Here is a 16,319-nt window from a genome sequence, read left to right as displayed (position 1 = left end):
AACTACTTACCATTTAAGTAACCCAACACATTAGACTCTATACGATTCTGAATATCAGATATATCTGCTTTTACAAAAGTCTCCCCTGTAATGTTTTCGTAGAGCTCTATATAACGCTCTGAAACCGAATGAATATACTCATCTGTCATCTCTGGTAAGGTCTGCCCTTCCAGCCCCTGAAAATCATTTTGAATCAACCATTGCCGCACAAATTCTTTGGATAATTGCTTTTGAGGTTCCCCTTTGGATTGCAACTCTTCATAGGTATCCGCATAAAAATATCTTGAAGAATCCGGTGTGTGAATCTCGTCTATTAAAACAATTTTATCGTCTTTTGTCTTCCCAAATTCATATTTGGTGTCTACCAAAATAAGTCCTCTTGAGGCCGCAATTTGGGTTCCTCTTTCAAAAAGGGCCCGTGTATATTTTTCCAACACCTCATAATCCGCTTCAGAAACAATACCTCTTTTAAGAATATCCTCTCTTGAGATATCCTCATCATGATCCCCCATTTCCGCTTTGGTAGCAGGCGTAATAATGGGCTCGGGAAATTTATCATTTTCCTTCATTCCCTCCGGCATAGGTACGCCGCACAACATGCGTTTACCGGCCTTATACTCACGCGCAGCATGACCCGATTGATAGCCCCTAATTACCATTTCTACTTTAAAAGGCTCGCAAGCATGCCCTACCGCAACATTTGGGTCTGGTGTACCCATCAACCAATTGGGGACAATATCCTTGGTAGCATCCATCATCTTTGTAGCAATCTGGTTTAGTATTTGTCCTTTGTAAGGAATACCCTTTGGCATCACCACATCAAAAGCCGATAAGCGGTCCGTGGCCACCATGACCAAAACCCCATTTTCAAGTTCATATACTTCACGTACCTTGCCTTTATAAATACTTTTCTGGCCCGGAAATTTAAAATTGGTATCTGTAATGGTACTGCTCATTGGATAATGGTAATTTTCAATGTAAAAGAAAGGTTGCTATTAATTCTGGTGCTCTATATTCTTGTAGGCATCAATAACTTTTTTCACAAGTTTATGACGGATAACATCTTTATCATCTAGATAAACGATTTCAATACCTTGGGTGTTCTTAAGAATCAAAAGCGCTTCCTTAAGACCTGAAATTACCCTTCTTGGTAAATCTATCTGACCAGGGTCTCCCGTAATTAAGAATTTGGCATTTTTCCCCATACGGGTAAGAAACATTTTCATCTGCGCATGTGTGGTATTCTGTGCCTCGTCTAAAATAACAAAAGCATTATCCAACGTACGTCCACGCATAAAAGCCAAAGGTGCAATTTGTATGATGTCGTTCTCTATTAAATGTGCCAATTTTTCAGCAGGAATCATATCTCTTAGCCCGTCATACAAAGGTTGCATATACGGGTCTAATTTTTCTTTTAAATCTCCCGGTAAAAAGCCAAGATTCTCACCAGCCTCTACTGCAGGTCTAGTTAAGATAATACGCCTTACCTGCTTTTCTTTCAGCGCTTTAACAGCAAGTGCAACCCCCGTATAGGTTTTGCCGGTACCCGCAGGCCCTATGGCAAAAACCATATCGTTTTTCTTGGCCGCATCAACTAACTTTCGCTGGTTTACGGTTTGTGGCTTTATAAGCCTACCATTAACACCGTGCACCAATGTTTCGTCACTATTTGCGGGCGATTCATAATCTGAAGACGTATTACTGGTAAGTACCCTTTCGATTATATTTTCGTCCAGTTTATTGTATTTGCCAAAGTGCACCGTAAGCATATCAAAACGCCGTTCAAATTCCTCAAGGAGTTCTTCATCGCCGTAGACTTTTATTTTGCTTCCCCTAGCTACTATTTTCAACTTTGGAAAATACTTTTTAAGCAAGTCAATATTTTCATTTTGTTGCCCAAAAAATTCCCTTGGGCTTATCTCGGTAAGTTCTAATATAAGTTCGTTCAAAAAACAGAGGTGTTAAAATGAAAGCCTGTGAACATAATATTTCGCTTGGCTATTTTTTTGTTATAATTTTGTTTAACAAACTTAACGAAAATTTCAGTTTGCCTAACTAAAACATATCAACATTACTGTATGATAGCGAACTTAAATAATCATATTCTTTTACTCTCAAATAGCATCCTGCACTCCTTTCTACACAGGTTTAGCGTGGTAATTACGGTTTCACGCTTCATTGGTCGTTTATTCCGATTTAACAAAAAACCTGTTTTTCCTGATGTAAATGAAAGTAATTTATGAATCCGATTATAACGCTAACCACAGATTTTGGTCTTAAAGACTATTTTGTAGGCACCCTTAAGGGAACCATATATAAAGAACTTAACGATGCCAGAATAGTTGATATCTCCCATAACATAAGTCCGTTTAACATTCAAGAATGTGCCTATATCCTAGAAAATTCATACAAGCATTTTCCCGAGGGCACTATACACATTGTTGGGGTGGACTCAGAACCCACTCCAGAGAACCAGCATGTGGCAGTATTGGTAAATGGCCATTATTTCATAAGTGCCAACAACGGAGTTATTGGTCTTATTACCAGCGAAATAAAACCCGAAAAGGTAGTGGAATTAAATATTCCCAACCCTAGTCACGGTTCTTTTCCCGTATTGGACGTGTTCGTTCAGGTTGCCTGCCATATAGCTCGTGGCGGCACTTTAGAGGTGGTAGGAAGATCATTTGACCAGCTTAAAGATTTAAGAGAGTTCTCACCCACTGTTACGGATAATGGAAGTAAAATAATTGGTAGCGTTGTATATATTGATAATTATGGAAACGTGGTAACCAATATCAGCAGGAACTTTTTTGAAGCCTACCGTAAGGGAAGGGATTTTGAGATTACCGCACGCACCACCAAGTTTACCAAGATTCATAATAAGTACAGCGACATCATTAACTTTGACCTTGAGAAAAGTCAGCGTAAAGGTGCTGGAGACCGGTTAGCACTCTTTAATAGCGCCAATTACATTCAGCTTGCTATTTATAAAAGTGACCTGAATACAGTTGGCGGAGCCTCTACCCTGCTTGGTCTTGATTTTAGGGACACCATTACCATTACCTTCTCATAACAGATTAAAAAACGACTTGGATTGTATTTAACAAATGTTCGTTTAATTTATAATTGTTTATAAATTTGGGATTATACTTTTAAGTATGTTTTAAAAATAACCATAAACCGAATGTATTTTGCTCCTTGTCAACTGGGGCGTTCAAAATCTAAAGCCGTATATGCTTGCCATTTTTAAACGTGAAATACAATCGTTCTTTACATCGCCCATAGGGTATTTGGTCATCGGGCTTTTTCTTGTACTGAACGGATTGTTCCTTTGGGTATTCAAAGGCCCTTTTAATATTTTCGATTACGGCTTTGCCGATCTAAGTAACTTTTTTCTCCTAGCGCCTTGGGTATTTCTTTTTCTGATACCCGCTATAACCATGAAAAGTTTCTCTGAAGAAAAAAAATTAGGGACTTTAGAGCTGCTTTTTATTAAACCCATTTCAATTTGGGAAACGGTTCTTGGAAAGTTCTTCGGAACTTTCGCTTTAGGACTTATAGCTCTTGTACCCACGCTGCTTTATGTATATACGATTTCTCAATTGGGCACCACAATAGGCAACTTAGATACCGGACTGGTTCTAGGCTCTTATTTTGGCACCTTATTTTTAATGAGTTGTTATACGGCAATAGGTTTATTGGCTTCAACTTTATCAGAAAATCAGATTGTCGCTTTTATAGTTGGTTTAATTCTATGCTTTCTTTTTTATTACGGATTTGAAGCTCTTGCTACTATTTTTGAGGGAGAAACTTTAGTCTTTATTGAGAAGTTAGGGATGAAACATCATTTTGATAGTATAGCAAGAGGTATTTTAGATACACGAGATTTAATTTATTTTATCAGTTTGACTATTCTCTTTCTTTTTCTAACCGTTGTACAACTTAAAAATACGAACCGGTGATGAAAAAAAGTTTAATTTCTATAGTTTCCGCCTTAGCGATTCTAATCGTTTTGAATTTTATTTCCGGTTGGGTGTATACGCGCTTTGACCTTACGGAAGACCACAGGTACACCTTGTCCGAAGAAGCCCTACAAACTGTTGAATCTTTTGACCAACCTGTTATTGTTGATGTGATTTTAGATGGAAATCTTCCTCCTGAATTCATAAAACTACAGACCGAGACGCGCCAGCTACTGGAGGAATTTGCATCCAAGAACAGTAATATAAAATTCAGTTTTATAAATCCGTTGGAGGACGCCTCACAAATTGATGGCACAATTACGGATTTGCAAGCATTAGGACTGACTCCCGCTCAAATTACAGTTGAAGAAAATGGCAAGACTTCTCAGGAAATTGTTTTTCCATGGGCCATGGTCAACTACAACAATAAGACCGTTAAGGTTCCCCTGTTAAAAAACAAACTGGGTGCTACCACCGAAGAACGAGTCAACAATTCCGTTCAACATTTAGAATATGCCTTTACGGATGCTTTTGCTAAAATAAGTATAACTGAAAAGAAACAGATTGCCGTATTAAAAGGTAATGGTGAGTTAGATGACATTCACTTAGCGGATTTCTTGACCTCCATAAAAGACTACTATAATATTGGTGCCATTACTTTAGATTCGGTAGCTACCAATCCTCAAAACACACTAGACCAGCTTAAAAACTACGATTTGGCCCTAATAGCCAAGCCCACAGAGCCGTTCACGGATGCCGAGAAATATGTGTTGGACCAATATATAGTGAGCGGAGGAAAATCTATGTGGCTCATTGATCAGGTAGATATGGAACTGGACAGCCTTTTCAACGAAAATGGTTCTGCCATGGCATTACCAAGGGACTTAAACCTAAATGATTTCTTTTTTAAATATGGCGTTCGAGTGAATCCCAATTTGGTAAACGACATGTATTTTACCCAAATTGTCCTAGCTTCGGGCGAAGGTAACGCTTCCGAATACAATCCCGTGCCATGGTATTACAATCCTATGGTTTTTTCAAAAAATGACCATCCGATCAACAATAACCTAGAAGCTATTCGCTTTCAATTTGCCAATTCTATAGACACTTTGGCCAATACCTATACAAAAACGGTACTTCTATCAAGCTCACCCTTATCTAAATTGGACGGCACACCAAAACAAATTAGCCTAGACCTTATTAACACACCTCCCAAAAAAGAGCTGTACAACAAAGGAAATAATCCGCTGGCCGTTCTGGTATCGGGAAAATTTACCTCGGCCTTCGCAAATAGAATCAAACCAATTACTTTAAAAGGGGCTTTGGACAAAGGTGAAAAGAACCAAATGTTGGTGGTTTCCGATGGCGATATTATCCGGAATCAAATACGGAACAACCGGCCGTTAGAATTAGGCTATGATAAATGGACAAACAACTATTACGGCAATAAAGAATTTTTAATAAATGCGTTGAATTTCCTTTTAGACGAAAAAGGACTTATAAACATTAGAAATAAAAAAGTTGCGGTACCCTTTCTGGATGCCCAAAAGATGACAGACCAAAAAACTAAATGGCAACTAATAAATATTGGCCTTCCCGTGGGGTTGACACTTCTTTTTGGAGCAATTTTTGGCTATTTTAGAAGGCGTAAATACGGGGCCTAGATGTTAATAAGTTTGTTTCGGTAAAAAATGCATTTCAAATATCTTTGTTTCATTCAGGTTTTTCGAAGCTTGTATCAATATCGAGACATATTAGACACTATATACCACAAATTGAAATAACGATTCTCCTATGAAATTCATAGTATCCAGTACCTATCTCTTAAAGCAGTTACAAGTTTTAGGCGGTGTTATCAATAACAGCAACACCTTACCTATTCTAGACAATTTTTTATTCGATCTAGATAACAACAAATTAACGGTCTCCGCTTCTGATCTTGAAACTACAATGAGCTCGGTATTAGATGTTGATTCAGACAACCAAGGAACCATTGCCGTTCCCGCTCGTTTGTTGTTGGAGACGCTAAAGACTTTTCCTGAACAACCGCTAACTTTTGTTGTAGAAGACAATAACACCGTAGAAATAAGCTCTAATCACGGTAAATATGCATTAGCATATGCTGACGGTGCTGAATTCCCAAAAGCTGTTGAACTGGCCAACCCTAGTTCCACTACCCTTCTTGGAGACATTTTAGCTACTGCGATTGACAAAACGATATTTGCCGCCGGTAATGATGACCTAAGACCGGTAATGAGCGGTGTGTTCTTTCAGTTCTCTACGGAGAATTTAACTTTTGTTGCAACAGATGCTCATAAATTGGTAAAATACCAAAGAACGGATGTTACGGCTTCACAGGTTGCGGAATTCATTATGCCTAAAAAACCTTTAACTCTTTTAAAAGGAATATTAGGAGGAAGTGAGTCTGATGTAGTTATTGAATACAATGACAGTAACGCTAAATTCAGTTTTGAAAATACAGAGCTTATTTGTCGTCTGATTGATGGAAAATATCCAAATTACGAAGCCGTAATTCCCAAAGAAAACCCAAATGTACTTTCTATCGCCAGAAATCAATTTTTGAGTTCGGTGAAAAGGGTGGCTATTTTCTCTAATAAAACTACCCACCAGATACGACTTAAAATTGCTGGCGCAGAACTGAATATTTCTGCCGAGGATATTGATTACAGCAACAAAGCGGAAGAACGCTTAACTTGTTCTTATCAGGGAGACGATATGCAAATTGGCTTCAACTCTCGGTTCTTAACAGAAATGCTGAACAACCTTACTTCTGATGATGTTTCTTTAGAAATGAGCTTACCGAACAGAGCAGGTATCCTTACTCCTATTGACGGTCTGGATGAAGGTGAAAACGTAACTATGCTTGTAATGCCAGTTATGCTGAATAGCTAGGCCCACATATACTTTATAAAAAAGCCCCAAGAATTACTTCTTGGGGCTTTTACTTTTTTTGTGATGATTTTTAATTATGAAATGAACGGTATAGCCATAAATGTACTAGGCTTTTCACCATTACTTGCTCTCACTGCATTTACTATAGGGATTATGAACGCTACAATACCTACAAATATTAAACTTAAAATACCTAGGCCCAAAAGTAATATGGCAGGAACGCTAATAATAGTACCGAGTAATACAGTTAACTGAAAATTTACAATAGCCTTACCATGCTCATCCATACCCACAACGGAATCTTTAGAGGTAAGCCATAGCAGCAAAGGAACCACAAGACCACCAAAACCGGTTATATAAGTTAAGAATTGCGATAAATGTGCGATTACTAATAATTGATTGTTGTGTTCAAGAGATTTACTTTGATTGATGATTTCCATTTTTTGATTGTTTTAGGGGTTCTATATACATGACGACCAACAAACAGAAATGTTACAATTTCAAAAACAAAAAAATCCCGTAAAAACCTATTTTTACGGGATTTTAAATATAATCTTCTAAATTGTTTACAGCTTTCTTTCCAGCTTAATCAACTTTTCCTGGTTCTTATTCATACTTATTTTTAGCTTGCTCAATTTCTTTTCAATTTTAGCAACATCATTAGGAGAAAGCCTTCCCTTAATTTTATCAACCTCCATTTTGTCACTGATTTTAGCCACCTTCTTTTCATCTTTTTCCAATCCCTTTTTTATAGAATTGATTTGACTGGTTAGCTTTTCGTATTTCTTTTGAGCCTTTTCAGATTTCTTTTGTGCTTTTTTTGCTGCTTTCGCTTCTTTTTCAGCTGCTTTTGCCTCCTTTTCGGCTGCTTCTATTTGTTTTCTAATTTCCTTGGCCTCACGTTCAGCCTGCTCAACCTGAGAGATAGAATCCAATTGAACCCCGCCGTCTTCCTGTGCAAATGAAAAAGTTGAAACTCCAACTAGAAACACCAAAAATGTCAATACTCGCATGTTCATAATAATATAGTTTTAATAGTTAATGGAGGGCGAAGGTAATTATTTTCCTTAATTCATAAACATTAGCGTCATTTATTTTTGAAGCCTAAAATGAAACTAGCATCTACTTGTTTTTCCCTATTTTTGCAAAAACTTTTTAATGGTCCCAAACGATAATATTATAGCATTGGCAACCCCTTCGGGTGCTGGAGCAATTGCCGTCATTCGTATTTCAGGAGAAACCGCAATAGACATTACCGCTACTTTTTTCAAATCTGCCTATGGTAAAGATTTAAGAAAAAAGAAGAGCCATACTATTAGTTTAGGTCACATTACAGAAGATAATAAGATTCTGGACGAAGTTTTAGTTTCCATTTTTAAAGGTCCAAATTCGTACACCGGAGAAAATGTAGTTGAGATATCCTGCCATGGCTCCCCATATATACAGCAGCAGATAATTCAATTATTCCTTAGGAATGGCTGCAGGACCGCAGATGCCGGGGAATTTACACTAAGAGCCTTCTTAAATGGCAAAATGGACTTAAGTCAGGCCGAAGCTGTTGCCGACCTTATTGCCAGTGATAATGCAGCAAGCCACCAAATTGCCATGCAACAAATGCGTGGTGGGTTTAGCAATGAAATTAAAAGTTTACGAACGGAACTTTTGAACTTTGCGTCACTCATAGAACTTGAACTCGATTTTTCCGAAGAAGATGTTGAATTTGCAGACCGCACCCAGTTTAAAGAACTTTTAACGCGGATTCAAAAAGTACTGAAAAGTCTAATCGATTCCTTTGCCGTTGGAAACGTAATAAAAAATGGAATTCCCGTTGCTATCGTGGGCGAACCTAATGTTGGAAAATCTACGTTGCTCAACGCATTTTTAAATGAAGAGCGTGCCCTAGTATCGGATATAGCCGGTACAACTCGGGACACCATCGAAGATGAAATAGCCATTGGCGGAATCGGTTTTCGGTTTATAGACACCGCAGGAATTCGTGAGACCGAAGATGTTGTGGAAGGCATGGGTATTAAACGTACATTCGAAAAAATTGAACAAGCTCAAGTCGTTCTATTATTAGTTGATGGTTCCAAGCTTTTAGCCGATGACCAAAAGTTGAAAAATGTTGTTATTGATTTTGAAAAAATAAAGAATCAGAACCCGCTGAAACCCCTAGTGTTATTAGTTAATAAATCTGACACGCTTTCTAATTCAGATAAAGAAGCTATTGCCCAACACTTGGAAACCGTTAAATACCTATCTGCAAAAACAGGCGAAGGTGTAGAAGAATTGCAAAACAGCCTTTTAGAATTCGTCAATACTGGCGCTCTTCGTAATAACGAAACTATTGTAACCAATACACGCCACTACAATTCCCTACTAAATGCTTTGGAAGAAATTGAAAAAGTACAATTTGGCATGGAAGAAGACCTCTCTAGCGACCTCATGGCGATTGACGTTCGTGAAGCGCTCTACCACCTAGGGGAAATCACAGGGCAAGTGACGAATGACGAGTTGTTAGGGAATATTTTTGCTAACTTTTGTATCGGGAAGTAGATTTTAATTAAATTCGAAAGTGTCCAATCGACTTCATAAGACATAGGGATCGAATCCCACTAATATTCTGCAGGGTCAACCCGTTCTTCCCCGCTGCTTCACTCCCTAACTACAACTTGACGTCTTTAATAGCACGCACTAGAAATTTTCGATGTGTTCCTGAGCTGTTATAGTGATATGAGGCATTACCATCGCTGAATTTTACAAGACGTGCTTGATGCTTATCAAAAGGTGTGGCGCTCCAATACAACTCAGCTACAAATTTACCCTTGTTATCTGCACCCTGCCCAATAGTTTTATAAAGGAGACGTAATTCATCTAGCTCGGGTAACCGCCAGCCTTCACCTAATTGTTTGTGAATATTCATAGCGTCTTTCCATGCCATGGGGCCCATATCTTCCAAATATGCTATTTTTCCGGTGTTACTAGATGGGTCAATGGTGAAAATTATACCCTCATTATGCATATCACCGACACTTAGTTTCAAGATAGCTCCTGCCCGATTCTCTTGGTTATTTTTAGTTGCGACACTAGCATCAGAAACTTCTTTTACATCCCTGTTTTTATCAATAGAAGCTGGTTGCTTTTCAGAATCCCCTTGTTTTAAGCTAGCCCCCGTTCGATTCTCTTTATTACTTTCAGGTGAAACACTAGCATCAGAAACTTCTTTTACATCCTCAATTTCAGATACCGAAAATGATTGTTTCTCAGAACCTCCTACAAATAGGTAGGTTAATATGCCCAAAACTACAACAGCTCCGATCAAAATCTCAGAGCGAACCTTTCTTTTTTTGTTTGATATTATGTTCTTTTTAACCTTTCCTAGGAATTGATTAACCAACACCACACTTTTGACCGTAAAGCCTTGTATTGTTGAGGAATAATTTTTAGTCACTCTTTTAAAGGTAGCAAACCTTTCATGCAATTTCTTATCCCATTCAAACTCTTGTAAAGTTTTGAGTATTGCAACTCCTCTTCTATTTTTTATAGTTGTTTGATTTTTTGAGTCTCCCTCACTGTCCAATTTTTCTTCTGAAACAACTCTTTTGGCCTTTGCATATAATTTACTATCTAACAGATACTTATATTTTGACAGGCTTTCTTTCGCAGATATTTTCAACGATATAACTCTTTCGCCAAATTTCTTTTTCCATTGCGTTGCTTCGAAGGCTTTAAGTACTGTAGGCCGTTTTTTCCTGTCTACCGCTATTTGGGTCTTTAGTTCTTCTTTACCCGAGCTTTCTTCTGGAGCAACTTTTTTGCCCCATGCTTCTATTTTTACATCTAACAGATGCTTACATTTTGAAATGCTTTCTTTTGCAACTGCTTTCAATGAGGCAACTCTTTCACCGAGCTTCTTTTTCCATTCCGTTTCTTCTAAGACTTTGAGCAGCGTACGGCGTTTTTCCCTCCCTACCGCTACTTGGGTCTTTGGTTCTTCTTTGCCAGACTTTTCTATTTCAACTTTTAAAACCTCTATCTCTCTCTTATTATCAAAGCGATAATTATATTTTGCAAGATCAGTTTTTCTAGTGGCTGTTTCCTCTACCGCTACTGTTTCCTCTAGTTCTTTTTCCCGTTGCGTCTCTCTAACGGGATTTATTATTTTCTCGCTAATTTCCTCCTCTACTACCAGTTGAATTTTTGGTTCTTCAATAACCCGCTTTCTTTCGGGAACTATGCTTCGAGCCTCTATCGTATTCTTGTTATTGAATCGATAGTTATATTTTGCAAGACTGTTCTTTCTATTACTTATTCTTTCTGTCGTAACAGTTTCACCTAATCCTTGTTCCCAAGCCGGCTCTCTTAGTGATTCGGTTACTTGCTCCTGTCTTTTCTGCCCTATTGCTATACGGGCTTTTATAAATTCTCTTTCGCGGATTTCTTCTTGAACTACTGCTCTCCTAGCCTCGGCCTCTTTCTCTATTCTTAATTGGTTTTCCGCTTTCTCCTTTAACCATTTTTCCTTCCTAATCTGTTCTTTGGCTTCGGTCTCTTCGCGTAGTTTATTCTCTTCTTCAACACTCTTTTTTACTTCAGCATCCTCATATATTCTTTCACTCTCAGCTTTATTGTCAACGACCGTCTCGCTAAAAAAATCAATTGCTATTTGACCTTCTCTTTCTACATTCAGCATTTTCTGCTCATCCGTATGTACAGGGTCTTCTATAGCTCTCTTTTTTGCAGATGAACTAAGTAAGCCCATCATGTAATAGGCCACTTGCATGAACACCCTGTCCGTTGGGTTCCAGTCGCTAATTGCATTTGTATCTTTCTGAAAAACCTGCAGTTCCCTAAAATTAAAATTGTAATGATCAAAAGTAAATTCAACGTCCCATTGACAATCATCCAGAAGTATGGGAATTATAGTTGCCTTGCCCTCTTTATATTGGTCTATGACTATTTTAAATTCATCTTGTTTGATAAATTCAGAATTCATAAAAGTATGGCTGAGTAAAAGCAGAAACACATCTGTACGATCTAATCGTGATACGTTTTGTGGCTCCAATCGCTGCCTGTCATCAATAGCAACATCGCTCCATATAGCAATGTTGAAGTCCTTTTGTATGGATTGTAAATGAAGTAAAAGGGACTGTAACACATCTCTATCTTGGCCGGCATAAATCGCGAAGATATTTTTTGTTAAAATCATTTTATAAAGAAGTAACTGTACGTAAAATCTTATTATAACCTAAGGCATAAACTACTTTTAGTTTTGTTCTTCCTTAGCCGCTAAAATTAGTGATAAATATTATCTAAAATGGTACTAATCAATAAATTATTTCACGTTTTGTAAAGTTTACCTATAGTGTAATACAAAGAACTATTTTATGCAAATTTTGGTCGATAAAACTTTGTTAGATAGAATCTTCAAACCTATCATCAATAATCTTTTTTTATTATTTTGGGTTACCGCCTTTTTTACCCATGTATAGATTCACCCTTTCCGTAGTTTTTAATTACTTCTGCTTCAAAAGCTACTAACTCTTGCCAACGTTTGTCTACATCTACATTTTGACCGTATTTACGTGCAAAGCCAATAAAAGTAGTGTAATGACCCGCTTCGCTAATCATTAAATCGTGATAGAATTTAGAAAGTTCAGGGTCTTTTATTTCTTGCGAGAGTAGTTTAAAGCGCTCGCAGCTTCTGGCTTCAATCATGGCCGAAAACAAAAGCCTGTCCACCATAGATTTAATTCTACTTCCTCCTTTGTTCATGAACTTGTAAAGTTCGTTAACATAGCTATCTTTACGTTCTCTCCCTAACGTATATCCTCGTTTTTTAATGATATCATGTACCATTTGAAAATGTACTAATTCTTCTTGCGCCAATAAAAGCAAGTCCGTAACTAAATCCGGATATTCAGAATTGAGTGTAATTATGGTAATGGCGTTAGTAGCCGATTTTTGTTCACACCATGCATGATCCGTTAGTATTTCCTCTAAGTTTTTTTCAACAATATTAACCCAACGTGGATCAGTAGCTAATTTTAAATGAAGCATGGGCAGTTTTTTTGGTAAAACTAGGTATCATAAAGTGAAAAATCACCATTTAAACAAATGAAACCATTGTAGCGTGCCTCATTTATACCCCAAACTCCCCTATCCTCTATATTTGTTAGCTTGCTGAACACAAGATTTTTGCTCATTGAACCAGAAACAAAAAAAGCAGCCCGTAGGCTGCTTTCTATCACTTAAAAATATTATTATTCTTATTCACCTACATACGTAAATGTGGTCAAGTAAGTTTCGCTATCGCCACCATCTGCGGAAACCGAAGAAACTGTTGCTGTCGTTGGGTAATCGCCATCATAAGTATAGGACATGTTAATTGTATACTCTATTTCTCCTTCCTCATTTTTGTACACTACTTGAGATGGGTTGTTGTTAGGGAACAATGCTTTTGCTTTCAAGATCTCTTGTGGTTGTGGCGCTACGGCAAAATTCAGTTGCACTTTGTCCATTACATCGATCATACCGGCAGCCTCAGTTGTCTTGTAAAATGGGTTTGGCTTATCGTCATAAGAGATTTCTGCCGTGTAATACACCATTTCTTCTTCGCCTGTCATATAATCATAATTGTACTCAACAAACTTTATTACGGACGGGTTTCCGTTATCATCATATTCTTCAACATGGCCTGTTTCAAAAGCATCATAAGGAGAATCATATAGCTCCTCTACATTTCCATTATCACCCTGACCGGTCACATCACTTAAATTACCATTCTCATAAACGAAATTTGTAGTTTCAGTACCATCAAAAATAGAGGTCAATCGAAAATCGGCATTATATGAAAATAATATCTTAGTATCCTCATCTGAATCTTCAGCAGAGGTTACATCTATAGAACTTATAAGTTTGGTTTCTATATTCCCATTTACATCTTCAAATTCATCCGATGTAGATTTGTCACAGCTAAAATTCACAACTGCTAGGGATGACATTAATAGTAGGTAGTTAATTCGTTTCATAGGTAAGTTTGGATTTTATTTATTTATTTGGTCTATACGTAACAGCTCTATTTTAAAAATATTGCACTCTATTTTTTACAGGTTTCCGTAATAATTTTGCTCAAGTCAAGCGCTATGGGATCTCTGCAAATTTTTACTTAATATTTTAAGTATAATCGTTTGTAGTCATTAATTAAATTGTAGGAATTTTCGTTACTTACATCCAACTGTTTACCTTATACGACAACCACGCATTACATCAAGACCTCTCTCCTAAAAATCAACTGAATACCCTAATATTCACAAGTAAATTATACAATACACCCATAACCTGACCAAAATCATATTTTAGATGTTGTAGACGCCTCATTTTTGTGAGCTAAAATTTAAACCCATGAACAAGAAGGTCTATTTGGGTTACATCATTACAAAAAATATTTTATGGCGCACGCACATTCCTTTCACATTCCAGTTATGGGTATTGGCTTTACTATTGATACTCCGTTAAAGGTTTCACAATACGGGATTGATTCAGTTGTCTCTTTAGTAGATGACATTCTTTTAGAAAAGCTACGGAAGATGTACTCTGGAAAACACAATCTACCCTACATGGAAATCGCGGACAAGCAGGAAGATTTTAGGGCAAAACGGATCAGCTCCTATTTAGACATGATTCACGACCTGGCCCAAGAGAAGTTCGAGGATTTTAAAAATTCAACCACCGAAACGGCAGATAGTATTCGGGCGTATTTTAATATGTTACCGGATGCGTCCACATTTAAAAGCGAATTTATCCAACTATCGGAACACACTTTTAACTTTTCCGAAATTAAAGAATGGGTAAAACAGCATATGCCCATGGGGAGTATTGATGTGAATATTATGACGAAGGTGGATAAGGACAATTACATTAAAAAACAGAAACTAAGCTCCGAATTTAATGATGCCCATGCTGCGCTACGCGGATATGCACAGAGCAAACTAAATTCTTCCGTCATCCTTTCCGCAGGTATGAACCCTAGGTTATACAGCTATTTGGAACAGTTTGATGATTTTTATCCGGACGCCACCGGCAACTTGAAAAAGAAAATCGTTCTTAAAGTAAGTGATTATCGCTCGGCTTTGATCCAGGGAAAGTTCTTGGCAAAAAAAGGCATCTGGGTTTCCGAATACCGTATAGAATCCGGACTCAATTGCGGCGGACATGCATTTGCTACGGATGGTTATTTAATGGGGCCTATTTTAGACCAGTTTAAAGAAAATAAACAAGAATTGATAGATACGGTCTTTGACCTCTTGGTGAGCTCACTGCAATTAAAAGGACGTTCTGTTCCCAACCGCCCCTTACCCTTAAAAATAACCGCACAAGGAGGTGTTGGCACGGCGGCGGAACATCAATTTCTGTTGGACGAATACCAAGTGGACTCCGTAGGATGGGGTTCCGCTTTTCTTTTGGTGCCTGAAGCCACCACGGTAGACCAAGATACTTTGAAAAATTTGGCAAAAGCCAAGGAAGAAGACCTGTATTTAAGCAATATTTCGCCATTGGGCATTCCTTTTCACAGTTTAAAAGGGAACACCAAAGACGTTGAGAAAGCGGAACGTATTGCCAATGGAAGACCAGGAAGTCCATGCCCCAAAAAGTTTGTAGCACTCAACAAAGATTTTAACGAAAAGGGACTTTGTACCGCTTCAAGACAATACCAGAACCATAAACTAAAAGAACTAAAAAGTAAAAATCTATCCCAGGCTGAATATGATTACCATTTTCATAAGATTACGGAGAAATCCTGTACCTGCGTAGGTTTGGGAACATCGGCTCTGCTTGCCTATAATCTAGATACAAAAATTGAAGGCGAGGGCGTTTCCGTTTGTCCGGGGCCTAATATGGCCTACTTTTCAAAAGTTTCTACACTAAAAGAAATGATAGATCATATCTATGGCAGGGCAAATGTAATGTCACATCCCAATCGCCCAAACATGTTTATTAAAGAACTTCATATCTACATGGATTATTTTAAGGAGCAGATTTCGGAATTTAAAATGATACCTACCGCTAAACGCAGAAAGCAACTACTCAACTTCAGCAGTAATTTAAGAGAGGGCATTGCGTATTACAAAAACCTATTTGAAGCGAAAAAAGAGCAAGCATGCCCCAATTACAACCATGCGATGGAACAGTTAAAACAGTCTCATACTTCTCTATCTTTACTAATGCAAGAAATCGATGCTTTTGAGGTGACTATAGCTACATAATTTCGGTGCTATGGAGGTAGCGTTTTAAACCGCTCTTGGGTTTCATAATCAGGAAAATTCCTATATGTCATTTTAAGATATTTTAAATCGAGAAAAAGTGAAACATTTTTTCTTCATACAAACCTTAGCCCTGTTCTTTACTAAACATCCAGCCCCACCAAAACACTTAAACCTCACT

At 37.7% G+C, this 16,319-nt stretch carries 13 protein-coding genes; 6 read left to right on the top strand and 7 right to left on the bottom strand.

What is annotated here, in order from left to right:
- Window positions 1–2: 2 nt before the first annotated feature.
- Window positions 3–956, bottom strand: coding sequence for a phosphoribosylaminoimidazolesuccinocarboxamide synthase (locus IWC72_RS14795; protein WP_194530304.1), 954 nt, complete (start codon window positions 954–956; stop codon window positions 3–5).
- Window positions 957–995: 39 nt separating this feature from the next.
- Window positions 996–1,949, bottom strand: coding sequence for a PhoH family protein (locus IWC72_RS14790; RefSeq protein ID WP_194530303.1), 954 nt, complete (start codon window positions 1,947–1,949; stop codon window positions 996–998).
- 290 nt (window positions 1,950–2,239) lie between these two features.
- Between IWC72_RS14790 and IWC72_RS14785 the strand changes: the two genes are divergently transcribed.
- The 4 genes from IWC72_RS14785 to dnaN all read left to right on the top strand — a co-directional run bounded on the left by IWC72_RS14785 (window position 2,240) and on the right by dnaN (window position 6,875).
- Window positions 2,240–3,073: an SAM hydrolase/SAM-dependent halogenase family protein gene (locus IWC72_RS14785; RefSeq protein WP_194526949.1), complete on the top strand. Its 834-nt coding sequence runs from the start codon at window positions 2,240–2,242 to the stop codon at window positions 3,071–3,073.
- A 160-nt stretch (window positions 3,074–3,233) separates the two neighbouring features.
- Entirely contained in the window at window positions 3,234–3,962 is a 729-nt protein-coding gene (gene gldF / locus IWC72_RS14780) for a gliding motility-associated ABC transporter permease subunit GldF (protein ID WP_194530302.1), read from the top strand.
- Window positions 3,962–5,626 carry a gliding motility-associated ABC transporter substrate-binding protein GldG gene (gene gldG / locus IWC72_RS14775; RefSeq protein WP_194530301.1) on the top strand — a complete coding sequence of 555 codons (1,665 nt, stop codon included), beginning with the start codon at window positions 3,962–3,964 and terminating at the stop codon, window positions 5,624–5,626. The genes gldF and gldG overlap by 1 nt, the downstream gene beginning before the upstream one ends.
- A gap of 130 nt (window positions 5,627–5,756) precedes the next feature.
- On the top strand, window positions 5,757–6,875 hold the full coding sequence (gene dnaN, locus IWC72_RS14770) for a DNA polymerase III subunit beta (protein ID WP_194530300.1): 1,119 nt from the start codon (window positions 5,757–5,759) through the stop codon (window positions 6,873–6,875).
- Window positions 6,876–6,949: 74 nt separating this feature from the next.
- Here dnaN and IWC72_RS14765 read toward each other — a convergent pair whose 3' ends face one another.
- Together IWC72_RS14765 and IWC72_RS14760 are read right to left on the bottom strand one after the other, a co-directional pair.
- Window positions 6,950–7,315, bottom strand: coding sequence for a DUF4870 domain-containing protein (locus tag IWC72_RS14765; protein ID WP_194530299.1), 366 nt, complete (start codon window positions 7,313–7,315; stop codon window positions 6,950–6,952).
- 126 nt (window positions 7,316–7,441) lie between these two features.
- Complete coding sequence (locus tag IWC72_RS14760) at window positions 7,442–7,894, bottom strand: hypothetical protein (RefSeq protein ID WP_194526944.1); 453 nt, start codon at window positions 7,892–7,894, stop codon at window positions 7,442–7,444.
- A gap of 139 nt (window positions 7,895–8,033) precedes the next feature.
- Between IWC72_RS14760 and mnmE the strand changes: the two genes are divergently transcribed.
- Window positions 8,034–9,431, top strand: a complete 1,398-nt coding sequence (gene mnmE, locus IWC72_RS14755) for a tRNA uridine-5-carboxymethylaminomethyl(34) synthesis GTPase MnmE (protein WP_194530298.1) — start codon at window positions 8,034–8,036, stop codon at window positions 9,429–9,431.
- 109 nt (window positions 9,432–9,540) lie between these two features.
- Here mnmE and IWC72_RS14750 read toward each other — a convergent pair whose 3' ends face one another.
- The 3 genes from IWC72_RS14750 to IWC72_RS14740 all read right to left on the bottom strand — a co-directional run bounded on the left by IWC72_RS14750 (window position 9,541) and on the right by IWC72_RS14740 (window position 13,906).
- Window positions 9,541–12,084: a TIR domain-containing protein gene (locus IWC72_RS14750; RefSeq protein ID WP_194530297.1), complete on the bottom strand. Its 2,544-nt coding sequence runs from the start codon at window positions 12,082–12,084 to the stop codon at window positions 9,541–9,543.
- A 269-nt stretch (window positions 12,085–12,353) separates the two neighbouring features.
- Window positions 12,354–12,935: a tRNA-(ms[2]io[6]A)-hydroxylase gene (miaE, locus tag IWC72_RS14745; protein ID WP_194530296.1), complete on the bottom strand. Its 582-nt coding sequence runs from the start codon at window positions 12,933–12,935 to the stop codon at window positions 12,354–12,356.
- 209 nt (window positions 12,936–13,144) lie between these two features.
- A complete protein-coding gene (locus tag IWC72_RS14740) occupies window positions 13,145–13,906 on the bottom strand; it encodes a hypothetical protein (RefSeq protein WP_194530295.1) in 762 nt (253 codons plus the stop codon).
- 420 nt (window positions 13,907–14,326) lie between these two features.
- Here IWC72_RS14740 and IWC72_RS14735 point away from each other — a divergent pair, with 420 nt between their 5' ends.
- Complete coding sequence (locus IWC72_RS14735; protein WP_194530294.1) at window positions 14,327–16,141, top strand: hypothetical protein; 1,815 nt, start codon at window positions 14,327–14,329, stop codon at window positions 16,139–16,141.
- Window positions 16,142–16,319: the final 178 nt, after the last annotated feature.

The sequence above is a fragment of the Zobellia roscoffensis genome (genome assembly GCF_015330165.1).
GTDB classification, from domain to species: domain Bacteria; phylum Bacteroidota; class Bacteroidia; order Flavobacteriales; family Flavobacteriaceae; genus Zobellia; species Zobellia roscoffensis.
This window is presented reverse-complemented; position numbering and strand designations above follow the sequence as displayed.